The following is a 22,153-nucleotide window of genomic DNA, read 5'->3' as shown; positions in this document are numbered from 1 at the left end:
CCAACTTGCGTGCAATAAAGCCCAAGTCATGACACGATCTGTATATGAGATCTCGGATCCTAGTAATTGATGATGATGTTGCTTTAGCAGAGATGATTGGTATCGTGTTGGAATCTGAAGGATTTTCAGTTTCTGAATGTGCTGACGGCAGTGCTGCGATTGACTACTTTCATCAAATAGCACCCGATCTTATTCTGCTTGATTTAATGCTCCCAGGGATGGACGGCATTGAAATTTGTCGTAGAATCCGGCGTGAATCCGATGTGCCAATTGTGATGCTCACTGCCCGTTCCGACACAACAGATGTTGTTGCAGGACTTGAAGCAGGAGCCGATGACTATGTTCCTAAACCCTTCAAGCCAAAGGAACTGGTAGCGCGAGTGAAGGCTCGACTGCGTGGGCGGGAAGACTCAGGTGAAGAACACCTCTCTTTAGGTCCCCTTGTTATTGATGTTCAAGGGCATACGGTTCGACGAAATGGTGAAGTTATTTCATTGACGCCACTTGAATTTGATTTACTTGTTGCTTTGACGCGTGCGCCTTGGCGTGTTTTTTCCCGCGAGGAGCTTCTGGAAAAAGTCTGGGGTTATCGTCATGCAGCCGATACGCGCCTAGTAAATGTGCATGTGCAACGTCTACGTTCCAAAATTGAACGTGATCCTGAAAAACCTGAACTCGTTGTGACGGTACGAGGCGTCGGTTACCGAGCAGGAAATGCTTCATAGCCGAATGAGCGTCCGCGCAATATGTGATCGACTGCTTTTAGTGTGGACATCAGTGGTGAAGTGGCGTTGGTTTCATGCCATTCGTTCTTCTTTATCTTTGCGCGCGGCAGTCACATTAACTGTTGCAGGTGTTTTAGCGATCGTCCTTTTTGGTGCAGCTGTATCAACCCAAATGCGGACTAATGTTTTTGAAGCCAGGCGCACTCAGGTTCTTGAAGATGCATCTGTTCGTTTTTCGGTGGCACAGGGTTTTTTTGACCAATCAACTGCTTCAAATAGCGATCAAGTACAAGAAACTGCCCGACAGGTCGTTGAATCAATCCGTTCCTCTGCTGCCGGTGCGGGGGCTGTTTCTGTGCTTTTGTTGCGTTCTGAGCATGATGGGCAAGGAATCCGTATTAACGAAATTGCGGATCCTGCTATGGAACCGGTGATTTCATCAGAATTTCGTACAGCAGTTATTGAATCGTCACATGCTCAGTGGCAGTCGGTAGATATTGGCCCTGCTTTAGGGAATGCGTCTGATTCACTACCGGCAATCTTAGTGGGGAAAACAGTAAATTTGCCACGTGCGGGAACACATGGCCTTTATATTGTGTATTCATTAGGTCACGATCAAGCAATGATTGATACGGTGATGAATGTCCTCATTTTAGCTTCAACCCCTTTGCTTATCGCCGTGCCAATCGGCGCATTTTGGATGCTCCATCACCTCATGCGACCTGTACGCCGCACAGCATCAGCTGCTACTGAACTTGCAGGCGGTAACCTGACTGTACGTGTCCCTGAATCAGGGAGCGACGAAATGAGTGACCTGGCACATGCTTTCAATAACATGGCGGCTTCACTGCAAGAAAAAATCAACGAATACGATATGCTATCGAAATTTCAGCAGCGTTTTGTATCAGATGTTTCCCATGAATTACGTACCCCTCTGACAACAATCCGTATGGCTGAAGAAATGATTTACGACGATCGTGAATCTTTGGGACCTGCTGCAAAACGTTCCGTCGAACTTCTTCACGGGCAAGTGGAACGTTTTGAATCAATGCTTGCAGATCTCCTTGAAATTTCCCGTTACGATGCGCAAGCAGCTCTGCTTGATCTTGAGATATGCGATATGCGCCTGCTGGTTGAAAAAGTAGTAGCTGCTCATGAAGAACTAGCTCAAAAATTAGATGTACGTGTTCGCGTGCATCTTCCTCATGAGCAGTGTGCTGCAGAAGCTGATGCGCGGCGTATTGAACGGGTGCTCAGGAACCTGCTGGTCAATGCATTAGAACATGCAGAAAAAACTGATGTGGTGATTGACGTGGCCTGTGATAATGAGGCTGTTGCCGTGCGTGTACGTGATTATGGAATAGGGATGACTCCTGAAACTGCGCAGAGAGTTTTTGACCGTTTCTATCGTGCAGATCCGGCGCGTACGCGTACAACAGGAGGTACTGGCCTTGGTCTGTCAATTGCCCGTGAAGATGTGGCACTGCACGGAGGAATACTTCAAGCGTATGGGCAGCCAGGACAGGGTGCTTCTTTTGTGATGACGCTTCCAGTAAGCGCAGGCAAACCCGTGCGTACACATCCTTTAGTTTTATGGGAAGAAGAACAGGCATCATGAAGGCATCTACGCTTCGTTACTTGGGGGTTGTGTGCATTACGGTATGTGCCTTCGTTGTGTCGTCGTGTTCTTCTTTGCCGCGTGCGGGTAGACCTTTACCTTTTGATGTAAAAGCTCCTGTCAATGCGCCTATTGAATTAGTAGCTGGAGGCCCGCAGGAGGATACGACACCGGAACGACTCGTTCAAGATTTTTTATTAGCATGTGCAGCAGGAACATCCGATTATTTTGCAACTGCCCGATTATTCCTTACGCAAGGTAGTGCCCAAAAATGGGATCCGACAGCTCACGTACAAATTTTTGCTACGGACTCCTCGCCTCAAGTCTCGCTAAAAGAAGCAGAGAACATGGATAAAACGAAAGTGGTTGTTGGGGCTGCGGCTCTTGCTTCCCTTGACGATACAGGCGTGTTGAAACGTGCTGAAGGATCATCGGTATCCAATACTTACACTTTGGTGAAAGAAAAAGGTCAGTGGCGCATTGATTCTCCACCGGACGGGATTTTAATGTCGCAAGCTGCTTTTATGGCTTCTTACAGCAGGGCCTCCCTGTATTTTCCTGCGCATGCGGGTGATATTTTGGTGTCAGACCCTCGGTGGTATCCCACACGGCGTTTAGCTTCGTATCTACTTGATGGTCTTGTGCAGGGGCCGCGTGCAGATTTGGAATCTGTGGTGACAAATGCTGTTCCTGCGGGGACGCGACTTGAATCGCATAGTGTGGAAGTGAGCGATGGAATTGCGAAAGTCCAATTGGAAGGACCTGCGCCTGCTGATGCTCATGACCAAGAGCTTATGCAATGGCAGATCGCTCGTACTTTGACGGGGGTACGCACTATCAGCAGTGTGAAAATTAGTGTGTCCGGTCAAACATTTCATGATTTTGAGATGCCTGAGGATAAAGAGAGCGCAGTTGATTCTCCGCTGGTTTTGACTGCCCAAGGAATTGGTCGTCTTGTGGGGGGAGATTTCCGTTCTTCTCCTCTGAGGGGCGTAGATCCGCTTGCTCGTGCAATTGCTGTTGGTTCGACCTCTACTTCACCGTATGCATGGGTCAGTGAAGGTGAATTACATATTGTGGATAGTACGGGGGAAACGGAACGTATTGTGCCGCTTGATGAGGGCTGCGCAGCGGATCCTCGTATCTCAATTGATCGTTTCGGATGGGTGTGGTCCTGTGGTTCTTCGGCGGGAACATTGAAGGCTTCACACATGCAAGATCGTGATGTGAATATTCCTGTGGATGTAGCGGATGCAGGTTATGTGCGTATGGCTGCTGTATCTGCGCAGGGAAGCTATGTGGTGATGTTGCGTGAATATGAGGGCAGTGTAGGCGCATGGCTAGGTGTGGTTGTGCGTGATCGTGATGGGATGCCGCGTGAGATTAAAAATGTGAATGTGATTGATGGGGCGCGCACAGGGATTGAAGATCTGTCATGGGCTGGTGAGCAAACGATTGTGGCTCTGCAACGTATGCAGCGTTCGGGCGTTGAGGAAACTTTTTTGCTCACGGTAGATGTGGGAGGTTTTACTCAAAGAAGCTCTGTTTCCAGTGAGGCTGTTGGAATAACAGCGGGTTCATCGCCTTTTGCATTGGCGGTTCTTTTCAAAGACGGGACATATCAATTACGTTCAGGCGCATTGTGGCAGAGCCTTTCTACTGATATTTCTCTTTTGCGATACCCCGGCTGATATGGAGGTATAGCGTGTTATGTGAGGGGATTTTTGCTTTGTGAAATACGAGGAAGCAGTGTAGGCGAGTATTGCCTTCATTTTCTGCTTGTGCTCGTGTGGACTTGTGGATATGTGGGAGGCCGTCCACATTTCTTTCAGATACGCATACCTGCGTTTTAAGGAAATGTTTTGCTGAAAAGGTGATTGGTCAGTGGCGTAGGTTTTTCATCTGTATGCGGCATATGCTGTCGATTTTTATGCGCGAGGTTGTAGCGTGTGTATGGCCGACACAATGTGTGGGATGCGGTTCGTGGGATGTGGTGCTGTGTGCTGACTGTGAACAGCAGTTTACCTGTGGCACACGTGAGTGGAGTGCGCTGTCTGTATCACTTGGTGGGGAAGCTGTGCCTTTTATTGCTTTAGGTGAATATGAGGGTGTGAGGCGGCGTGTGATGCTGTCAGCTAAACATCATCGTTTTGTTGATTTTTCGCAACTTTTGCAGCGCGCTGGTGAAAGTATTGCAGAATCGCTTATATGTGTAGGAATGATGCTTTTTCTTGCGGAGCCTTCAATACGTGAGTTGTGGGTGGTTCCTGCTCCTGCAAGTTGGACGCGTCGTTTGTGGGGACGGTCGGTGACAATTCCTGTGGCTTGTGGTCTTGCGCGAGTATGTGCTTCTCATATGTCTGTGCCGGTGAGGGTGGTTGAGGCTGTGAGTTTACGTGTGGGGACTTTTTCACAAGCGGGACGATCATCGCAACGGCGCAGGCAAGGGCGTCGCGGTGTGATGCGTTTACGTTTTCCTGTGCCGCAGGGGGTAAAAGTTATCGTGGTGGATGATGTTGTTGCCAGTGGAGCAACAGTGGAGGAATTGCTGCGTTGTCTGGGGAAAGTTGTGTCTATGGTGGCGTGTGTTGCGTGGTCTACAGGAAAAGTTTCTCGTTAAATATGAGCAGAATCACCTTATGGGGTATGATGGTAGTCACAACTGAAAGGGCATAAATGAATTGCTCATTCATCACCACAGGGAGGTGGGAACTACAGGCATTGTCTTAAGGGGTTGGCCCTTAGGCATTATCGAGGCGAGGGAACTCGCATATTCTTTGGAGGACAATATGGACGTCACCGTCATTGCTCGCAATGCAGAAATTCACCCTAATTTTCGTGCATATGTTGAAGAAAAAGTTGCAAAAGTCACTCAGTTTTATCCGCGTGCGCAACGAGTAGATGTGGAACTGACTCACGAACGTAATCCACGTCAAGCTGATACAGCCGAACGTATTGAACTCACTGTTTTTGGCAAAGGGCCAATTATTCGTGCAGAAGCAAAATCTTCTGATCGTTATGCCGCGGTTGATATTGCAGCAGGAAAGCTCTTTGAAAGGTTACGTCGTATGCGTGACCGAGCCAAAGACCACCGTCGTCGATATGCTGATCTGGCTGCGGATATGCCTTTACCTGAAGAAGTTTCTGAACAACCCGTTGAGGAGACTTTGGAAGTAATGACAGGACTTCACAGTGCCGCAGATATGAAGGTGGGTGAAGCTCGTGAGGAACAGCTCGGTGACTCTCCGGTTATTGTGCGTCAAAAAGTCCATGAAGCACAGGCAATGTCTTTGGATGAAGCCCTGTATCAAATGGAACTCGTGGGACATCCTTTCTTCCTCTTCATTGATGAAGAAACACAACAACCATGCGTGATCTACCATCGTCACGGATGGACATATGGTGTTCTTCGTCTGAACGCGACTGTTCGATAAACACTTTCTTTTGTTGAGGGAGCACTTCACATGACGAAGTGCTCCCTCGCAAGTATCTGTGCTGCCAGGCGTGTGATTTTCTGCTTGTATGCGTCCCTGTCGCTCCTTGGGGTGAGATTGCGTAAAATAAGCAGGAGAACGTACTTTTTGGTACATGTACTGCGATAATCGCGTTGACTATAGAACTTGGGAGACTTCGTGTCCATCATCGACAAGATCCTGCGTGCTGGCGAAGGCCGCATGCTGAAAAAACTTGACCGCATAGCCGACCAAGTTGATAAGTTACATAATGATTTTGAAGCACTCAGTGATGAGCAGCTACGTCAAAAAACAGATGAATTCAAACAACGTCTTGCTGACGGTGAAACTCTCGATGACCTATTGGTAGAGGCTTTCGCTACTGTGCGTGAGGCCGCGTGGCGTACTTTACGTCAGCGTCCTTTCCATGTGCAAGTAATGGGCGGGGCCGCGCTTCACCAAGGCAATATTGCAGAAATGCGCACAGGTGAAGGAAAAACCCTTGTAGCCACTATGCCGGCCTACCTGCGCTCACTGACAGGTAAAGGCGTACACGTCGTCACCGTCAATGATTACCTGGCAAAATACCAGTCTGATTTGATGTCGCGCGTCTTTAACTTCCTTGGTGTGAGTGTGGGATGTGTTCTGGTGGGACAAGACCCTGCTCAGCGGCGCAAACAATATGAAGCTGATATTACCTACGGGACAAATAATGAATTCGGCTTCGATTATCTTCGTGACAATATGGCGCAGCGCGTCGAAGATATGGTGCAGCGTGGACATAATTTCGTCATTGTTGATGAGGTTGACTCTATTCTGATTGACGAGGCGCGCACCCCTCTGATTATTTCAGGCCCAGCTTCCGGTGATGTAAACCACTGGTACACCGAATTTGCGCGCATCGCCCGTATGCTGACAGCCGGTGTGGACTATGAAGTAGATGAGAAAAAGAAAACTATCGGTGTCCTTGAAGACGGAATCGACAAAGTAGAAGACCAACTGGGTGTAGAGAATTTATACGAGGCTGCGAATACTCCTCTTATCGGATTCCTCAATAATGCGATTCGAGCAAAAGAACTTTTCCATCGTGACCGTGATTACATTGTTGATAACGGGGAAGTACTCATCGTTGATGAACACACAGGCCGTGTTCTGCCGGGACGACGCTACAACGACGGTATGCATCAGGCAATCGAAGCGAAAGAAAATGTCGCTATCAAAGCTGAAAACCAAACATTAGCAACGATTACCTTGCAGAACTACTTCCGTTTATATCCGGAAGGCTCGCGCTCAGGTATGACTGGTACAGCGGAAACTGAAGCCGCTGAATTCGCTTCGACATACAAGATCGGTGTTATCCCGATTCCTACTAACCGTCCAATGATCCGTATTGACCAGCCCGATCTGGTATATCCCACAGAAAAAGGTAAATTCGACGCCATTATCGAAGATATCGTGGAACGTCATGATGCTGGTCAACCTGTGTTGGTTGGTACTGCTTCAGTCGAAAAATCAGAGCTGGTTTCGCAACTTTTACGTGCCCGCCATATACCTCACCAAGTACTGAACGCGAAACAACACGCACGTGAAGCTCAAGTTGTGGCAATGGCAGGTCGTAAAGGTGCTGTCACAGTGGCAACAAATATGGCTGGTCGTGGTACAGACATCATGCTGGGCGGAAACTCTGAATTTATTGCTCAGGCAAATCTGGCTGATAAAGGGTTGGATCCGCATGAGAATGCTGAAGAATACCGCGCAGCATGGCCTCAAGCATTAGAAGCAGCAGAACGCGCAGTTCAAGCAGAACGTGAAGAAGTACGTGAACTGGGTGGCTTATACGTACTCGGCACTGAACGCCATGAATCACGACGAATTGATAACCAGTTGCGAGGACGTTCAGGTCGTCAGGGAGATCCCGGTGAATCCCGTTTCTACCTGTCAATGGAAGACGACCTTATGCGTCTATTTAACTCAGGTATGGCCCAGCGAATTATGGCTTCCGGAGCTTATCCCGAAGATCTTCCACTTGAAAATAAACTGGTCAGCCGTTCCATTGCTTCAGCTCAACGCCAAGTTGAAGCACGAAACTTTGAGATACGTAAGAACGTCCTCAAATACGATGATGTGATGACTGGCCAGCGTGAACTGGTGTATGAGGAACGCCGTCGCGTCCTTGAAGGAGAAGACCTCGAACCTCAGATGGCTTCTTTTGCTGAGAGCCTGGTGACGGGAATCATTGATGAAAAAATCGCTGATTTAACGCCGAAAGAATGGGATCTTGAAGCTATTTGGGAAACCCTGCGAGGCTACTATCCGACATCAGTGACCGTGAATGAGGTAGAAGAAACTCATGGTGGGCGAGGCTCGCTTGTTCGTGATGACCTTGTGAGCGAAATTATTGGTGATATACGCACTCAATACCTGAAAGCTGAACAGAGTCTGGCTGCTAATCCGCTGGCCATTTCTCAACTCGGTGAAGAACCGATGCGAGTTCTTGAACGACGAGTTGTTATCGCCACAGTTGATCGTTTATGGCGTGAACACTTGTATGAAATGGATTACCTGAAAGAAGGTATTGGTTTACGTGCGATGGGGCAACGCGACCCGTTGGTGGAATACCGCAGCGAAGGTGCGCGTATGTTTGCGGCCATGATGGAAAGGATTCGTGAAGAATCTGTCCAACAGGTTTTTGCTTACACTTATCAATTTGATCGCGCTCTTGAACAGATGCGCGAGCAGGAAGCTACACAAAAATCTGAGCAAAGTGCGCAAGACGATACTGCTGCTTCTGAAGCCTCGGCAGAAAAGAGTCAGGCAGCACGTGCCGCCGCAGCACGCGCGGCTTCTGTTATGGGAACAGTGGGCCGTGAAAGTCGCCCACAAAAACTCAGCTACTCATCAGCTGAAGGGGAACAAGCTACTGATAATGCTGCTTCCTCTGGTGGTAATCGTTCGCAACGTCGCGCTGCTGCAAAGAAATCACGTAAGCAGCACTGAGATACTGCATGGTGGCTGGTGGTGTTCACATATGCGAACGCCGCCAGTCACCAGTGCAACTCCCACACAACGGAACAGTAAAGCTACAGGAGTTTTACCTCAATCAAAGCTTAACGTCCTATAACATTAAAACCCTTAGTTCGCCTCCCTTAAAAGGAACGGGGGCAGCGACAGTTGATAATCTTTCACCTAATCTGCTCGGTTAAAACCCAAGGCAATAGTGTGCGCAGAAAAACTTGGATACCACATATGAAAGATATGGTGTAACAAGTGGAATATTTATTTATGGCAGAGGTTGCGCGCCCATCCACTCGTACCAGCCACAATGCAGGACCAACCAAGAAATCAATGCGTATCCAGCTTGACCTGGCAAAGTAACGCCACTTTCCGAGCGAGTACACGAAGCTGCCATATCTTCAAACCATTGTTCATGAGCAACCAATGGTGTGAAAGTATCAACGAAAGGCAATGAACGACGTTCACATACTTGCGCGCACGCATGAACAATATTTTTTACATGCGTATGGTCAACCCCCGCTAAAGGAGGAGGGCCAATAACGAAACTTGGAATCCCTAAAGCTGTAGCACGGTCAGTCATATTTGCAAGATTAAGCCGTGTACGTGCAGTTGATAAACCAGAAAACACATCACCGGTACCAACAGCGATCACAAGAGCGCGAGGGCCTTCTGTGCCTAAACGATAAAGAACCTCATTTTCCCAACGAGCAGCAAGGCCACTGGTATTCTCACCTGGAACAGCAAGTGACATCACCGTAGGCGTAGCCTGAAAATCGCTGCGCGCGATCACACGACCGACCCATCCTTGTCCACGAGGATCACCGACACCGGCAACAAGTTCATCACCGACGACACAAATACGCATAAAAGCCCCTTCCTGTGACTAAGAGTAGTTGCTTTTTCACTTTCAGTCAGACTGACAAGCACAAATATGATGTGACACGAAGTTCACATGCGCGGACCGCTTGTGCGGGCCACTTATTTTTCTTACCCATGGGACGCGTTCTTTCACTAATGTGGACAAGAATGAAAGCACAGAAAAGCAAGTGCCTGTACTTTCCCCCTGAAAAAGGAAAATACAGGCACTCTATGAACGATCAGCGCATAAATGCTTCATCCAAGAGAGTACGTAATTGCTGCTGATGTAAAGCAGCACGACCTGCAGCAGTTGTTGCTGAAGCAGGACGCGATACGCGACGCACAGGACGATCAAGCTGCGGGAAAAGCTCTAACGCCAAGAAAGGCCAAGGCCCTTGGTTTGCGGGCTCATCTTGTGCCCACACAAACTCTGCATGCGCATACGGAGCAAGTACCTCACGTAATTCATTGACAGGTAGCGGATAGAACTGCTCGATACGAATAAGAGCTGTGCGAGTATCACCGCGTTTTTCACGTTCGCGTACCAAGTCATAGTACAAACGCCCAGAACATAGCACGACACGATCAACATTCGTGCTGATAGTGCTATCCATTTCACCATAAACCGGTGTGAAAGCGCCCTGAGTAAATTCATCCACTGATGATGTAGCAGCCGATAGACGCAACAACTGTTTCGGAGTAAAAGCAATCAATGGTTTACGGGGACGACGATAGGCCTGTGTGCGCAACATATGGAAATGATTGGCCGGCGTAGAAGGCTGAACAACCCACATATTATCCTGAGCGCACAGCTGCAGATAGCGTTCGATACGAGCGGAAGAATGATCAGGTCCTTGTCCTTCATAACCATGAGGCAACAGTAAGACAACAGAAGAACGCTGACCCCATTTTTGTTCAGCAGAACACACAAACTCATCAATCACTGTTTGCGCGCCGATAGCAAAATCACCAAACTGCGCTTCCCAAATCACAAGAGCATCAGGCCGTTCCACAGAATACCCGTACTCATAAGCCATAACCGCATACTCAGATAAAGGCGAATCAAAGATAGCGAAAGGTGCTTGAGAATCTGTTAAGAATTGCAGAGGCGTGAATTCTCGACCATTCACATTGTCATGAAGAACAGCGTGGCGTTGAACGAATGTCGCACGGCGAGCATCTTGTCCTGAAAAACGGACAGGTGTTCCCTCCATCAGCAAAGTACCTAATGCAAGAAGCTCCCCAAACCCCCAGTCAATAGGAAGCTGCCCGGAAGCCATTTTTGCTCGTTTTTCACACAATTGACGAATTTTCGGATGAGGTGTGAAACCTTCAGGGAAAGCAGTTTGAGCGTCACCGATACGTTGCAGGTAGTCACTGCTTACAGCGGAACTCCACCCAATCATCATGCCCTGACCAGGAAGCTGCGATTCAGGGATTTCCCACTCAGAATCATCATGCGAAGGCGTGGGAACCCACCCATTTTCACGAGTTTCTTCAAGAATATTGACAAGCTGATTCTCATAAGCTGCCGCCAGCTCAGCAGCTTCGTCTTCAGTGAGCTGACCGCGTCCAATGAGGTTACGCACGTACACTGCGCGTGTTGAAGGAATCCGTCCAATGAGGTTGTACATCACTGGCTGAGTCATCGAAGGATCATCGCCTTCATTGTGCCCTCGCCTGCGATAACACACTAAGTCAATGATGACATCCTTGTGGAATTCATTGCGATACTCAGTTGCCAAACGAGCAACACGAATAACTTGTTCAGGATCATCAGCATTGACATGCAAAATAGGGACTTGTAGGCCTTTTGCTAAGTCCGTGGGGTAGCGTGTTGAACGTCCTGAAGTTGGGCCGGTAGTGAAACCAATCTGGTTATTAACAATCACGTGGATAGTTCCACCGGTGCGATAGCCTTTGAGTTGGCTGAGATTCAAACATTCTTGAACAACACCTTGCCCAATAAAAGCGGCATCACCGTGGATCAACACGGGAACAACCGGTAAAGAAGGGTCGTTGAGCTCATCTTGTTTTGCTCGGACAATACCTTCAAGTACGCCATTGGCTGCTTCCAGATGCGAAGGATTAGCTGCCAAATATACTTTCGTTGCTAAGCCATCCTCAACACTGTAAACACCCTCAGTACCAAGATGGTATTTCACGTCGCCGGATCCTTGAACAGTCCGAGGATCCTGATTCCCTTCAAATTCTGAGAAAATCTGCGCGTAACTCTTGCCAGCAATGTTTGCAAGAACATTCAAACGACCACGATGTGCCATCCCGATAGCAACTTCATGGATACCGTCGCGCGCGCAGGAACGCATCACCTGATCGAGTAACGGGATGAGCGATTCTCCGCCTTCTAACGAGAATCGTTTTTGCCCGACGTACTTGGTTTGTAAAAACTCTTCAAAAGCTTCCGCACGTATCAACGTGTCGAGAATACTCCTTTGTTCATTCTGAGATGGAGGCTCATAGGGGCCTTCAATGCGTTGTTGGACCCAACGGCGCTGCTCGGGATCTTGAATGTGCATGTATTCAATTCCGACAGTGCGCGTGTAAGTGTCGCGGAGCCTTTCCAAAATATCACGCAGAAGCATATGATCGCTGTCACCAAAACCACCAGTGGGGAAAGGGCGGTCAAGGTCCCACACTGATAATCCGTACCGTGAAAGAGCAAGATCAGGATGCTGACGGATACGGTAAGCCAAAGGGTCAGTATCGGATGCTAAATGTCCGCGCGACCGGTAGGCATGAATGAGTTCAGCAATGCGAGCAGGCTTTCCTTTTTCGCGTTCCGCATCGTATTCGTGGTCAGGTTCCCACAGGTAAGGGGAATGTGGGATATGAAGCGAAGCAAATACGCGGTCATAGAATCCGTCTTTCCCCGTGAGCTTTGTGGAAATCAGCCGCAGGAATTCACCGGATGCTGCACCTTGGATAACGCGGTGGTCATATGTTGAGGACATGTACATAGTGCGCCCAATACCAAGTAATGCCAAGCGTTTAGGTGACACACCCGCATAAGCAGCAGGGTAGTCGGTTGCACCCACACCGATGATAAGTCCTTGTCCGTTCATGAGACGTGGAACAGATGTTGTTGTGCCCAAAGTTCCAGGGTTAGTCAGGGTAACTGTTGTACCAACAAAGTCAGAGGCACCAAGTTCGCCTTTACGTGCACGAGTGACAATGTCTTGGTAAGCATCAACAAATTCCATGAAAGTCATGGTGTCAGCATTGTGAATGACAGGAACCATAAGTGAACGGTTACCTTTAGCGTCAGTAACATCAATGGCAAGACCAAGCCCCACATGCGCCATGCGTGTCATATGAGGCTTATTATTTTCGACGCTGTAACGCACATTCATTTTTGGCATTTCGCACAGGGCTTCCACAATGGCGTACCCAATGAGGTGAGTGAAAGAAATCTTGCCACCGATGGTGCGTGACAAGTGGGTATTCATGAGAGAACGATTCTCAATGAGTAATTTCGCTGGAATCTCACGTTGCGATGTAGCTGTGGGAACACTGAGTGAATCATCCATATTCTTGGCTGTTGCTCGTGCAACAGCACGCAGAGTTTCCGTGATGTCATCGCTTAGTGCTTCAGCGTTAAGCGCGGATGCAGCTTTTCCGTGTTTTTGGCGAGTATAGGGAGAAGTGGCTTCTGCGACGTGAGTGCGTGGCATCGGCGGTAAATCTGAACGGGTGACTGTCTCAATCTCAACATCAGTATTGGTGATATGCGAATCAGCCGGGTCAATGTCAGATTGTCCAGAGTCGATCATTACTTCGGCGGTGACAATAGCTTTTGGAGATGTGAATGTGCGCATTGACTGGTTGTGTGGAAGTGAAGCACTGGGTGAGTTTCCGGTATCAGTAGGTGTACGCGGTGTGGGGGCCGGTGTCAATGTGTCTTGGGTCGTATGAAGTGTGGGTGCTGGCGGGGCTGGTGGTACAGATGTCCGTATTTGCGTAGGCCGGCCTTCAGAGGTGAAATATTGTTGCCATGACGCATCAACCGATGTGGGATCTGCTTCCCATTGCATTCGCATCCGCGTGATGTACCACTGGTCAGGGCCCTGTTGTTGTCCGCTCGAAGTCACCATTGTCCTCGCTTCCTATGGGCGTGTGTTTTTCTTCATTTATAGTGTAGGACGAATGGGACCTAAGTCTGAATCAAATGGAGAAAAAGTTTCCAATGTGGACATATGTGCGCTGCTCTTTTTGTTTTGTAGAACTGATTGTTTATTTAGATCGCTCACAGTAAGAGCATTCATGCGTATGCTTTATTCACCAATCGGTAGACTAAAAGCATCATGGACAGTGACAGTAGCGGACGACAATATATCTGCGTATGTGTGCCACGCCGTTTTACGGTATCTGAATGGACGGTGACCGACTCGTGATAGTCGATATCGTCATGCTTTTATTTGGTGTTGTGCTGACAGCGGGGACATTTCTTTTTGTTTCCGCAGAGTTTTCTTTGGTTGCTTTAGATCAAGCTGTTGTCGAGCGTCGTGCAGCGGAAGGCGATAAGGGAGCAACGCAAGTTTTACGAGCAACCCGTACACTATCGACACAGCTTTCCGGTGCTCAAATCGGTATTACACTCACAACGATTCTTTTGGGCTACACCACTCAAACAACCTTAGCTTCCTTGCTTACCGCCCTGTTTGGATATACAGGAATTGCCTACACGCTCAGTGCAACAATTGCGGTGACCCTGGCCGCCGTCATTATCAACATGTTTTCCATGCTTTTTGGGGAGCTCGTTCCAAAAAACTTGGCATTAGCCCACCCCTTACAAACGGCTCGCGCTGTAGTGCCTTTCCACATGGCATTTACCGCTGTGACCAGGCCAATCATTCTTTTGCTTGGTGGTATTGCAAACTGGGTACTGGCCCGCATGGGGATTGAACCTCAGGAGGAAATCTCAGCAGCTCGCTCAGCTTCAGAACTTGCGGCTTTGGTCCGCCATAGCGCGCAAGAAGGAACTCTTGATGTATCAACGGCGTCACTACTGACAAACTCCATACGTATTTCAGCGCTGACTGCCGTGGACGTCATGACCGATCGTGGCCTCATGCATTCTTTACCAGAGGACTCAACAGCTGCCGATGTCATTGCTCTCGCACGTGAAACAGGCCATTCACGTTTCCCTGTTATCGGGCAAGACTCAGATGATGTCCTGGCTTTCGTGTCCCTACGACGAGCTATCGCGGTTCCTTACGAGAAACGCGGTGAGGTTCCCGTGCTGTCACAATCTTTACGTGCTGAAGCTCCATGTGTTCCTGAAACCTTGGAGTTAGGTCCTTTGATGTTGCAGTTACGCGATGAAGGCCTGCAGATAGCCGTTGTCGTAGATGAATATGGTGGAGTTTCGGGCATAGTGACACTGGAAGACGTTGTTGAAGAAATCGTCGGTGAAGTCTCAGACGAACACGATCAACGTCGTTTGGGGATACGCACGCGCCATGATGGTTCTTTATTGATTCCTGGGACACTGAGGCCAGATGAGCTTCTTGAACGTACAGGAGTGGCTTTGCCTGCAGATGGTCCTTGGGATACCATCGCCGGTTTGGTGATTACTCGTTTAGGGCGACTACCTGTTGTCGGCGATGAAATTGTTGAGTCACACTATCGTTTAGAAGTCACTCAGATTCAAGGTCGTCGTATCACGCATATTGCTTTAGCTCCACGTGAACAAGAAGGTGAGCAATGAACCCTGTCCTCGCATTGGGACTTACATGTGTTTTGCTGCTGATTAACGCTTTTTTTGTTGCAGGTGAATTTGCGACGACTTCAACGAGGCGCAGTCAGATTGAACCTCTTGCTGAATCAGGTCTACCTGCTGCGCGGCACGCTTTATATGCTTTGGAGCATGTGTCTTTAATGCTGGCTATATGCCAGTTAGGGATTACTGTGGCTTCGACTTCATTAGGTGTTGTCGCCGAACCAGCGCTGGCATACCTCGTGGAAGCTCCATTGATAGCTGCGGGTTTTCCTGCGGCAAGTGCGCATGTGGTCGGCTTCGCTTTAGCTTTAGGTGTGGTTTTGTTGACTCATGTGGTTCTTGGTGAAATGGTGCCGAAAAATATTGCAATCGCAACACCTCACCGTACCTTGATGATCTTAGCTCCAGTTCTTGTGGCGTGCGGTCGCCTGTGTCATCCGCTGATCACAATGATGGATAGGACAGCGAACTGGTTTTTACGTCGGGCAGGGGTGGAACCTCAGTCAGAGATTGCCTCCACTTTTACCGTAGAAGAAGTCGCGTCCATTGTGGAGCTTTCTCAACAAGAAGGCATGATTGATGATGAACTGGGGCTTTTGACAGGGACGCTGGAATTTTCAACGGAAACTGTTGCCTCAATTATGATCTCGCGCGATGATTTAGTGGTTGTGTCTGAGCATGTAACACCTGCTCAATGTGAAAAAGAGGTTGCGCGTACGGGTTTTTCGCGTTTTCCTGTTATTGATGATGCCCAGATGATCTGTGGATACGTGCATGTGAAAGATATCCTTCACGCCACTTCAGAAGAACGGAATCTGCCCATTGAACCGTGGCGTATTCGCCGTATGGAATATGTTGGCGCCAATGATGAAGTCGAGGATGCTTTACGTCATATGCAACGCACCGGAACTCATATTGCTGCTGTGCAAGACACGGAGGGAAGGGTCGTAGGTGTGCTCTTTCTTGAAGATGTGATTGAAGAACTGGTGGGTGAAGTCCGTGATTCTTTGCAGCGTGATGGTGGATGGTAAAGTCACGTAGAGAAGATGCCTTGTCAGGGCGGATGAATATTTTTATAGGCCGCACAAATGAAATGCAGGTTGTAGTCTGGGTGCAGGTGTCTTGAGAGGATTGTGGGTAAAGGAAGGGATAATCTGATGGCTGATGATGCATTGCCTCACCAGTTACCCACGCGCCGTCAGTGGCATATGCAGCGTGATTTGGAAACCGGTGAAATTCCTTTACCTTCGTTTCCTTCGCGTGCTTCACGTTGGGGATTGCGTGTCGTGGTTTTATGCCTTTTGGCGGCTTTAACCATTGTGATTCCGTTGACGGGACTTGTAGATCCGGTGCGTTCTATTTCCTTGCCTGTGCGTGAAGTGGGCACTGATACTGCGGGGAAAAGCTGGGCGAATACCTTGGTGCCGCTAGAAGATGACACCTCTTTGACTGAAAATATTTCTGCTGCAACGCGTGCTCGTGTGCGCACACCAGTAACTCTTTCGCCGTGTGTGCCCTCTGATACTGCGGCGGCCGGTGGGCGAACAGTGACTCAGAGTAGTCAAATTTATTTCCCTGTTCCTGCGGGCGCGTATGAATACACGTCGCCTTTTGGCCCACGTATTGATCCTTTAGGTCGGGGGGAGTCTTTTCATAGCGGCTCTGATTTTGCTGGTCCTTTGGGGACGCCGATTTATGCGGTTGCTGATGGTGAAGTCATTAAAGCTGCGGAGGCTGTGGGTGCTGGAACAAATTTGAAAATTCGGCATACGGATAGTGATGGTTCGGTTTTTTATTCCGTCTACTATCATCAATATATCAATCAGATTACTGTTTCTGAAGGCGACCAGGTAAAAGCTGGACAGCATATCGGTGCGATTGGCAATAATGGTTGGTCAACGGGTCCGCATTTGCATTTGGAAATACATGATTCATCAGATGCTCCCGTTGATCCGATGGTGTGGTTGCTTTCTCATCGAGCTGTTCATCTTGGTCAGGAGTGCTAAATGTATCCAGTGACTGCTGCACGTTGTCCTCTTGTCATTGCTCATAGAGGTGGGGGAGGGGAAGCCCCTGAAAATTCCGAACGTGCTTTTGAGGCTTTACGTTCTTTAGGGATTCGTCATATTGAGACGGATGCTCATGTGAGTGCTGATGGTGTTGTTGTGGTGAACCATGATGCTTCGGTTGATCGAACATTTCACGCACAGGGAATGATTCATGATTATGCGTGGAATGATCTGAAGCGTATGGAAGGAATCTCAGGGCAGCGCATGTTGGCTCTGTCTGAGGCGCTTGAAGCATTCCCTGATATGTACTTCAATATTGATGCTAAAAGTGATGCTGTGGTTGATCCTCTCCTTGAGGTGATAGCTACTCATCGTGCTTTTCATCGAGTATTAATTGCTTCCTTTTCAGAGAAGCGTTTGATGAAAGTGCGTGCTCTGTGCCCGCAGGTGACTACATCTTTAGGTACTGCCGCGGTTGTGCGTTTACTTGCAGCTGCGCATACTCACAGTGATGCTGCTGCGTGGGGTGTTCCAGGGCCTAAACGAGGTGTTCGAGCCGTTCAACTTCCTGAATATCAGGGTCCTATTCGTGTGGTGGATCGTCGTTTTGTGGCGGCTGCGCATAGGGCTGGTTTGGCGGTTCATGTGTGGACTGTTAATGATGAAGCTGATATGCATCATTTGTTGGATATTGGTGTTGATGGTCTTGTGACAGATCGGCCGACTCTTGCTCGTCAGGTGTTGATGGAACGTCAGGTGTGGCGTGAGCTTCCTCCGCCGGGGCATGTCCATGCGCCTTCTCGTCGTCCGCGGGATTAGTGGTGCCTTTTTCACATAATTTGCACTTGGTGTAAATTTGCACTGAGTGTAATATTTCTGTGTGGCTCAAAAAGAAAACACAAGTGAACGTCCTTCACTTCGCATGCGCCGCGAAGAAATTATCCGTCGCGCCGCATATGACCTCATTCTTGAAAAAGGATATTCACATGTCACAATGGACGATATTGCTGAACAAGCGGGAGTATCACGACGCACTGTATTCAACTACTTTCCCTCAAAAGCAGAGACATTAGGTTTCTTACCGCAGCCTGTTTCTGCTGAAGAAATCACGATCATTGAGGATGAGCACACTCCTCTATATGACTGCATACGTCGATGCTTAGCGCTACGCTTTTCTCGCATAGCCCTTGAAAGTACCTACTTTCGACACGTGAAAGACATCCTTAAAGCAAATCCTGAAGTAAAAATCATACTTGACCAAGCTATCCATACAAATGTCACCTCACTGCGACAGGCTTTTGCTACACGCTTTCACGCAAGCAGTGAAGACATCACAGTACTAGCTGCTGTACACCTCATGCAGACAATTGAAGGATGTGCAGTCGTGTATTGGTGCCGTGCAATGGAACAAGAAACAGAAGCAGAAACAGAGGGACTCATCGCAGCCCTCGATATGACACTTGATACTTTCCGCACAATTCTTACCGATAATTCCGACAAAAAGTGAAGCGGTATACAACACTACAGAACTATAGAGAAGAAAATGATAGCAACTCCCGTGAAAAAAACCTCGGAAAATAACTCTCATACAGATACCTTTGATACAGCCTTCCATCCCGACCGAAAATTCTGGGCAATATATGCAGCCCTGATGATCGTCATGTTCTTATCCGCAATGGATCAAACAATTGTTGGAACCGCGCTCCCTACCATCGTGGGAACCCTTGGCGGAGCAGAACATATGGCATGGATCGTCACAGCATATACGCTGGCAATCACTGTGGTGATGCCAATTTATGGGAAATTTGGTGACCTCATCGGTCGAAAAACCCTTTTTATCAGCGCAATTATCCTTTTCCTCGTGGGCTCGGCGTTATGTGGTTTTGCTCAGGACATGTTCCAGCTAATTGTATTTCGTGCGCTTCAAGGACTCGGCGGCGGTGGCCTCATGATTTCCTCACAAGCCATCATGGGGGATTTGATTCCGCCACGCTCACGCGGAATCTACAGCGCACCAATCGGCGCAATGTTCGGTGTGGCCTCTGTGCTTGGTCCGATTATTGGAGGCTGGCTCACAGATTCAATTTCTTGGCGGTGGACATTCTGGATTAACTTACCACTGGGAATCATTGCCCTCCTAGCGGTTGTCCTCACACTGAAACTGCCACGTCATCACTTACATGCTCCGATTGACTGGCTCGGGCTTGCTCTCATGAATATCGGAGCGGTTGCGATTGTTTTGGCTGCTACATGGGGTGGCGGACAATACGCGTGGACTGATCCCGTGATTATTGCTTTACTTGCATGTGGCCTTGTCGCATGGGGATTATTTGGCCTGGTGGAAATGCGTGCCGCAGAGCCTGTCCTGCCTTTAAGTATCCTTATGAATCGCACATTTGTGGTCGCTACCATTAGCGGCATGCTTGTTATGGGTGTCATGGTAGGCTCCACGTTATACCTACCCACCTATTTCCAAATGGCATACGGTTATTCCGCTACCGTATCGGGATTGCTTTTAGTCCCTATGACGGCTGGCATGATTGGTGGCGGCCTTTTCTCTGGTGCTGCAATGAGTCGTACAGGAAACTACCGGATCTACCCGATCCTTGGGCCACTTATTGCCGCTACGGGAACTTTTGGCCTCAGCCGCATCACAATTGAAACACCAGCATGGGTGCTTTCCGTATTGACATGTGTGATGGGTGTAGGAATTGGCTTATTTTTCCAATTACTTGTCACCCTGGTTCAAAATGATGTTCCTCAGCAACACATGGGGACTGCGACAAGTGGAAATAACTTTTTCCGTGAAGTTGCCGTTTCTTTAGGTGCTTCGCTCATCGGTACAGCTTTCGCATCGGGTCTGAAAACGCATATGAGTGACAATATTGCTTCAGCCCTTGCAGCACATCCGGCGCTCTTGGAAGTTTTTTCTCAATTCTCATCCGGACACGTTGGTGAAATAACGAATGATCTGACACCAGCAGGTGTTCAAGCTATGCCTGAAGCCCTACAACAAGTAATTGCTCAGTCGTATGCTGACTCATTAGTACCAATTTTCACCCTCCTTGTGCCTATCCTTATCTTCACTGCTCTCATCGGCTTCTTCTTCCCATCGAAGGCTTTATCAACAAAGACAGGCCTACAACAGTTGGCAGAACATGAAAAAGCTCAGATGGAAACCCCTGCGGAATAGGACATCTCACCTTTCGATTAACTATAGCAATATGCCGTGGTGTCTCACTAAAAGTACAGGCACCACGGCATATGTGTCATATATACGACTGGAGAGGCCGTCGCTTATCAGTCTTTCAATCCCTGATTGTGAACAACAGAAACCGAACGGGCACGTATAAGGCGAGCAACACCTACAGCAACTAAGAGAGCCGCTATACACCAACCTGCCATATGTGCCCACACAGACTCAGCAACGAAAACAAGTGCCATAGCTACAAGAACTGGAGCAAGCAAAGACAGAGCGTGAACGATGTAACGGCCAAAAGTAGGCATTGGAACACCATCAGCTTCAGCTACTGATTTCACCATGAAATTAGGTCCATTACCTATATAAGTGAGAGCTCCGCAGAAAACTGCTCCCAAAGAAATAGGAACAAGGTAAAGGAGCGGAACCCCTGCAATAAGAAGGTGATCTGGTGTCGCAAGAACTTTCGCCATCTCAAAGAAAGTGAGGTAGGTAGGTGCATTATCTAAAACAGAGGACAAACCACCGGCGAATACAAAGAACGTCACACGGTTCAAAGGTAAAGAAGGAGCGACTTGTTCGAGGAATTTCAAAGCGGGTGCCATAGTCGCAAAAATCCCAATAAAGAGGATGCCGACCTCTGCTATTGGGGTCCAAGTAAAGCCATTATCACGGAAACGAATGTCACGTGAACCAAAGACATAGGAAGCCCCGGCAGCAGCAAGCATGACAATTTCACGCCACGGTATAAGGGCAAGGCCGTGGACATGACCTGCAGCCGCCTCATGTGCATCAACAGAAGGAATAAAAGCGACAGAAATGATAATCAGAGCAAAAAAGATGAGATTAATTTTTCCATCTAGGCGTAGAGGAGTGATTTCAGCACGGTCCTGTTGGATGGCTTTTTTAGTTTCAGCAGCGTAGTACAAAGAATCTATTGAATAATAAGTGAATAAGAGCAAAGCGAGGACAAAAGCCCATTCTTTCCACAGATCGAATGTCCACGTGAACGGCACGCCCTTGAGGAAACCCAAGAAAAGAGGTGGATCACCAAGTGGGGTGAGTAAACCACCGCAGTTAGCGACAATGAAAATTGTGAAAAGAACAGTGTGAACCCTATATGCGCGTTCTTTATTCGTTGCCAGGAGCGGACGAATCAGGAGCATAGCGGCTCCTGTTGTGCCAATGAAACTGGCAAGGAAACCGCCAATGGCTAAGAAAATAGTGTTATTACGCGGTGTAGCCTGAATGTCACCTGCCAAGTGGATTCCGCCAGAAACCACAAAAAGTGCAAAAAGCAGCGTAATGAACTGGAAATAGTCAATTGCAGTTAAGGTGAAGGATTCAGCTCCTGCGTGAAAAACCATCCAGAGAGTTGTTGGGACACCTAAAGTTAACGCGACGATCAGCTGACTAGAATTACGCTCCCACCAGTGCGAAGTAGCAGGAATGATAGGGAACAAAGCAATACTTGCCAGCATAAAAATGAAAGGGAGGAGAACCCACCACTGATACGTCACTTCATCTTCCTTATGTC

Annotated in this window: 15 protein-coding genes; 12 read left to right on the top strand and 3 right to left on the bottom strand. The window is 48.4% G+C overall.

Annotated features, from left to right (window positions below; genetic code table 11):
- Window positions 1-44 precede the first annotated feature (44 nt).
- The 6 genes from mtrA (at window position 45) to secA (ending at window position 8,792) form a co-directional block, all read left to right on the top strand.
- Window positions 45-725, top strand: a complete 681-nt coding sequence (gene mtrA / locus LRP57_RS04755) for an MtrAB system response regulator MtrA (protein ID WP_231205391.1) — start codon at window positions 45-47, stop codon at window positions 723-725.
- Window positions 715-2,343, top strand: a complete 1,629-nt coding sequence (mtrB, locus tag LRP57_RS04750; protein WP_231205390.1) for an MtrAB system histidine kinase MtrB — start codon at window positions 715-717, stop codon at window positions 2,341-2,343. The genes mtrA and mtrB overlap by 11 nt, the downstream gene beginning before the upstream one ends.
- Window positions 2,340-4,034, top strand: coding sequence for an LpqB family beta-propeller domain-containing protein (locus LRP57_RS04745; protein ID WP_231205389.1), 1,695 nt, complete (start codon window positions 2,340-2,342; stop codon window positions 4,032-4,034). Before mtrB ends, LRP57_RS04745 begins: the two co-directional genes overlap by 4 nt.
- A gap of 239 nt (window positions 4,035-4,273) precedes the next feature.
- Window positions 4,274-4,963, top strand: a complete 690-nt coding sequence (locus LRP57_RS04740; protein ID WP_231205388.1) for a phosphoribosyltransferase family protein — start codon at window positions 4,274-4,276, stop codon at window positions 4,961-4,963.
- A gap of 169 nt (window positions 4,964-5,132) precedes the next feature.
- On the top strand, window positions 5,133-5,777 hold the full coding sequence (hpf, locus tag LRP57_RS04735; RefSeq protein ID WP_231205387.1) for a ribosome hibernation-promoting factor, HPF/YfiA family: 645 nt from the start codon (window positions 5,133-5,135) through the stop codon (window positions 5,775-5,777).
- Between the two features lie 198 nt (window positions 5,778-5,975).
- A complete protein-coding gene (secA, locus tag LRP57_RS04730; RefSeq protein WP_231205386.1) occupies window positions 5,976-8,792 on the top strand; it encodes a preprotein translocase subunit SecA in 2,817 nt (938 codons plus the stop codon).
- A gap of 283 nt (window positions 8,793-9,075) precedes the next feature.
- On the opposite strand, the gene LRP57_RS04725 is transcribed toward secA, so the two are convergent.
- Both LRP57_RS04725 and LRP57_RS04720 read right to left on the bottom strand, forming a co-directional pair.
- Complete coding sequence (locus LRP57_RS04725) at window positions 9,076-9,675, bottom strand: GDSL-type esterase/lipase family protein (RefSeq protein WP_231205385.1); 600 nt, start codon at window positions 9,673-9,675, stop codon at window positions 9,076-9,078.
- A 232-nt stretch (window positions 9,676-9,907) separates the two neighbouring features.
- Window positions 9,908-13,780, bottom strand: coding sequence for a multifunctional oxoglutarate decarboxylase/oxoglutarate dehydrogenase thiamine pyrophosphate-binding subunit/dihydrolipoyllysine-residue succinyltransferase subunit (locus LRP57_RS04720; RefSeq protein ID WP_231205384.1), 3,873 nt, complete (start codon window positions 13,778-13,780; stop codon window positions 9,908-9,910).
- 278 nt (window positions 13,781-14,058) lie between these two features.
- On the opposite strand from LRP57_RS04720, the gene LRP57_RS04715 reads away from it, so the two are divergent.
- The 6 genes from LRP57_RS04715 (at window position 14,059) to LRP57_RS04690 (ending at window position 20,610) form a co-directional block, all read left to right on the top strand.
- Complete coding sequence (locus LRP57_RS04715; RefSeq protein ID WP_269212660.1) at window positions 14,059-15,396, top strand: hemolysin family protein; 1,338 nt, start codon at window positions 14,059-14,061, stop codon at window positions 15,394-15,396.
- Window positions 15,393-16,439, top strand: a complete 1,047-nt coding sequence (locus LRP57_RS04710) for a hemolysin family protein (protein ID WP_231205383.1) — start codon at window positions 15,393-15,395, stop codon at window positions 16,437-16,439. Before LRP57_RS04715 ends, LRP57_RS04710 begins: the two co-directional genes overlap by 4 nt.
- 126 nt (window positions 16,440-16,565) lie before the next feature.
- Window positions 16,566-17,414, top strand: coding sequence for a M23 family metallopeptidase (locus tag LRP57_RS04705; RefSeq protein WP_231205382.1), 849 nt, complete (start codon window positions 16,566-16,568; stop codon window positions 17,412-17,414).
- Window positions 17,415-18,236, top strand: coding sequence for a glycerophosphodiester phosphodiesterase (locus tag LRP57_RS04700; RefSeq protein WP_231205381.1), 822 nt, complete (start codon window positions 17,415-17,417; stop codon window positions 18,234-18,236).
- A 61-nt stretch (window positions 18,237-18,297) separates the two neighbouring features.
- The gene (locus LRP57_RS04695) at window positions 18,298-18,924 is read left to right on the top strand and encodes a TetR/AcrR family transcriptional regulator (RefSeq protein ID WP_231205380.1); all 627 of its coding nucleotides are present in this window, start codon (window positions 18,298-18,300) and stop codon (window positions 18,922-18,924) included.
- A 36-nt stretch (window positions 18,925-18,960) separates the two neighbouring features.
- Window positions 18,961-20,610 (top strand): MDR family MFS transporter, encoded by a 1,650-nt coding sequence (locus tag LRP57_RS04690; RefSeq protein ID WP_442984707.1) that lies wholly within the window; start codon window positions 18,961-18,963, stop codon window positions 20,608-20,610.
- Window positions 20,611-20,717: 107 nt separating this feature from the next.
- On the opposite strand, the gene LRP57_RS04685 is transcribed toward LRP57_RS04690, so the two are convergent.
- The gene (locus LRP57_RS04685; protein WP_231205379.1) at window positions 20,718-22,136 is read right to left on the bottom strand and encodes a sodium:proton antiporter; all 1,419 of its coding nucleotides are present in this window, start codon (window positions 22,134-22,136) and stop codon (window positions 20,718-20,720) included.
- Window positions 22,137-22,153 lie beyond the last annotated feature (17 nt).

It is taken from the genome of Schaalia sp. lx-260 (genome assembly GCF_021083645.1).
Lineage (GTDB): Bacteria > Actinomycetota > Actinomycetes > Actinomycetales > Actinomycetaceae > Pauljensenia.
Note: the sequence above shows the minus strand (reverse complement) of the source record. Positions and strands in the feature narration are given on the sequence as shown.

Coding starts and splice junctions, on each gene's coding strand:
- LRP57_RS04690 (WP_442984707.1), top strand. CDS start 18,961: ATGATAGCAACTCCCGTGAAAAAAACCTCGGAAAATAACTCTCATACA.
- LRP57_RS04705 (WP_231205382.1), top strand. CDS start 16,566: ATGGCTGATGATGCATTGCCTCACCAGTTACCCACGCGCCGTCAGTGG.
- mtrB (WP_231205390.1), top strand. CDS start 715: ATGCTTCATAGCCGAATGAGCGTCCGCGCAATATGTGATCGACTGCTT.
- LRP57_RS04715 (WP_269212660.1), top strand. CDS start 14,059: ATGGACGGTGACCGACTCGTGATAGTCGATATCGTCATGCTTTTATTT.
- mtrA (WP_231205391.1), top strand. CDS start 45: ATGAGATCTCGGATCCTAGTAATTGATGATGATGTTGCTTTAGCAGAG.
- LRP57_RS04700 (WP_231205381.1), top strand. CDS start 17,415: ATGTATCCAGTGACTGCTGCACGTTGTCCTCTTGTCATTGCTCATAGA.
- LRP57_RS04745 (WP_231205389.1), top strand. CDS start 2,340: ATGAAGGCATCTACGCTTCGTTACTTGGGGGTTGTGTGCATTACGGTA.
- LRP57_RS04740 (WP_231205388.1), top strand. CDS start 4,274: ATGCGCGAGGTTGTAGCGTGTGTATGGCCGACACAATGTGTGGGATGC.
- hpf (WP_231205387.1), top strand. CDS start 5,133: ATGGACGTCACCGTCATTGCTCGCAATGCAGAAATTCACCCTAATTTT.
- LRP57_RS04720 (WP_231205384.1), bottom strand. CDS start 13,780: ATGGTGACTTCGAGCGGACAACAACAGGGCCCTGACCAGTGGTACATC.
- LRP57_RS04710 (WP_231205383.1), top strand. CDS start 15,393: ATGAACCCTGTCCTCGCATTGGGACTTACATGTGTTTTGCTGCTGATT.
- LRP57_RS04725 (WP_231205385.1), bottom strand. CDS start 9,675: ATGCGTATTTGTGTCGTCGGTGATGAACTTGTTGCCGGTGTCGGTGAT.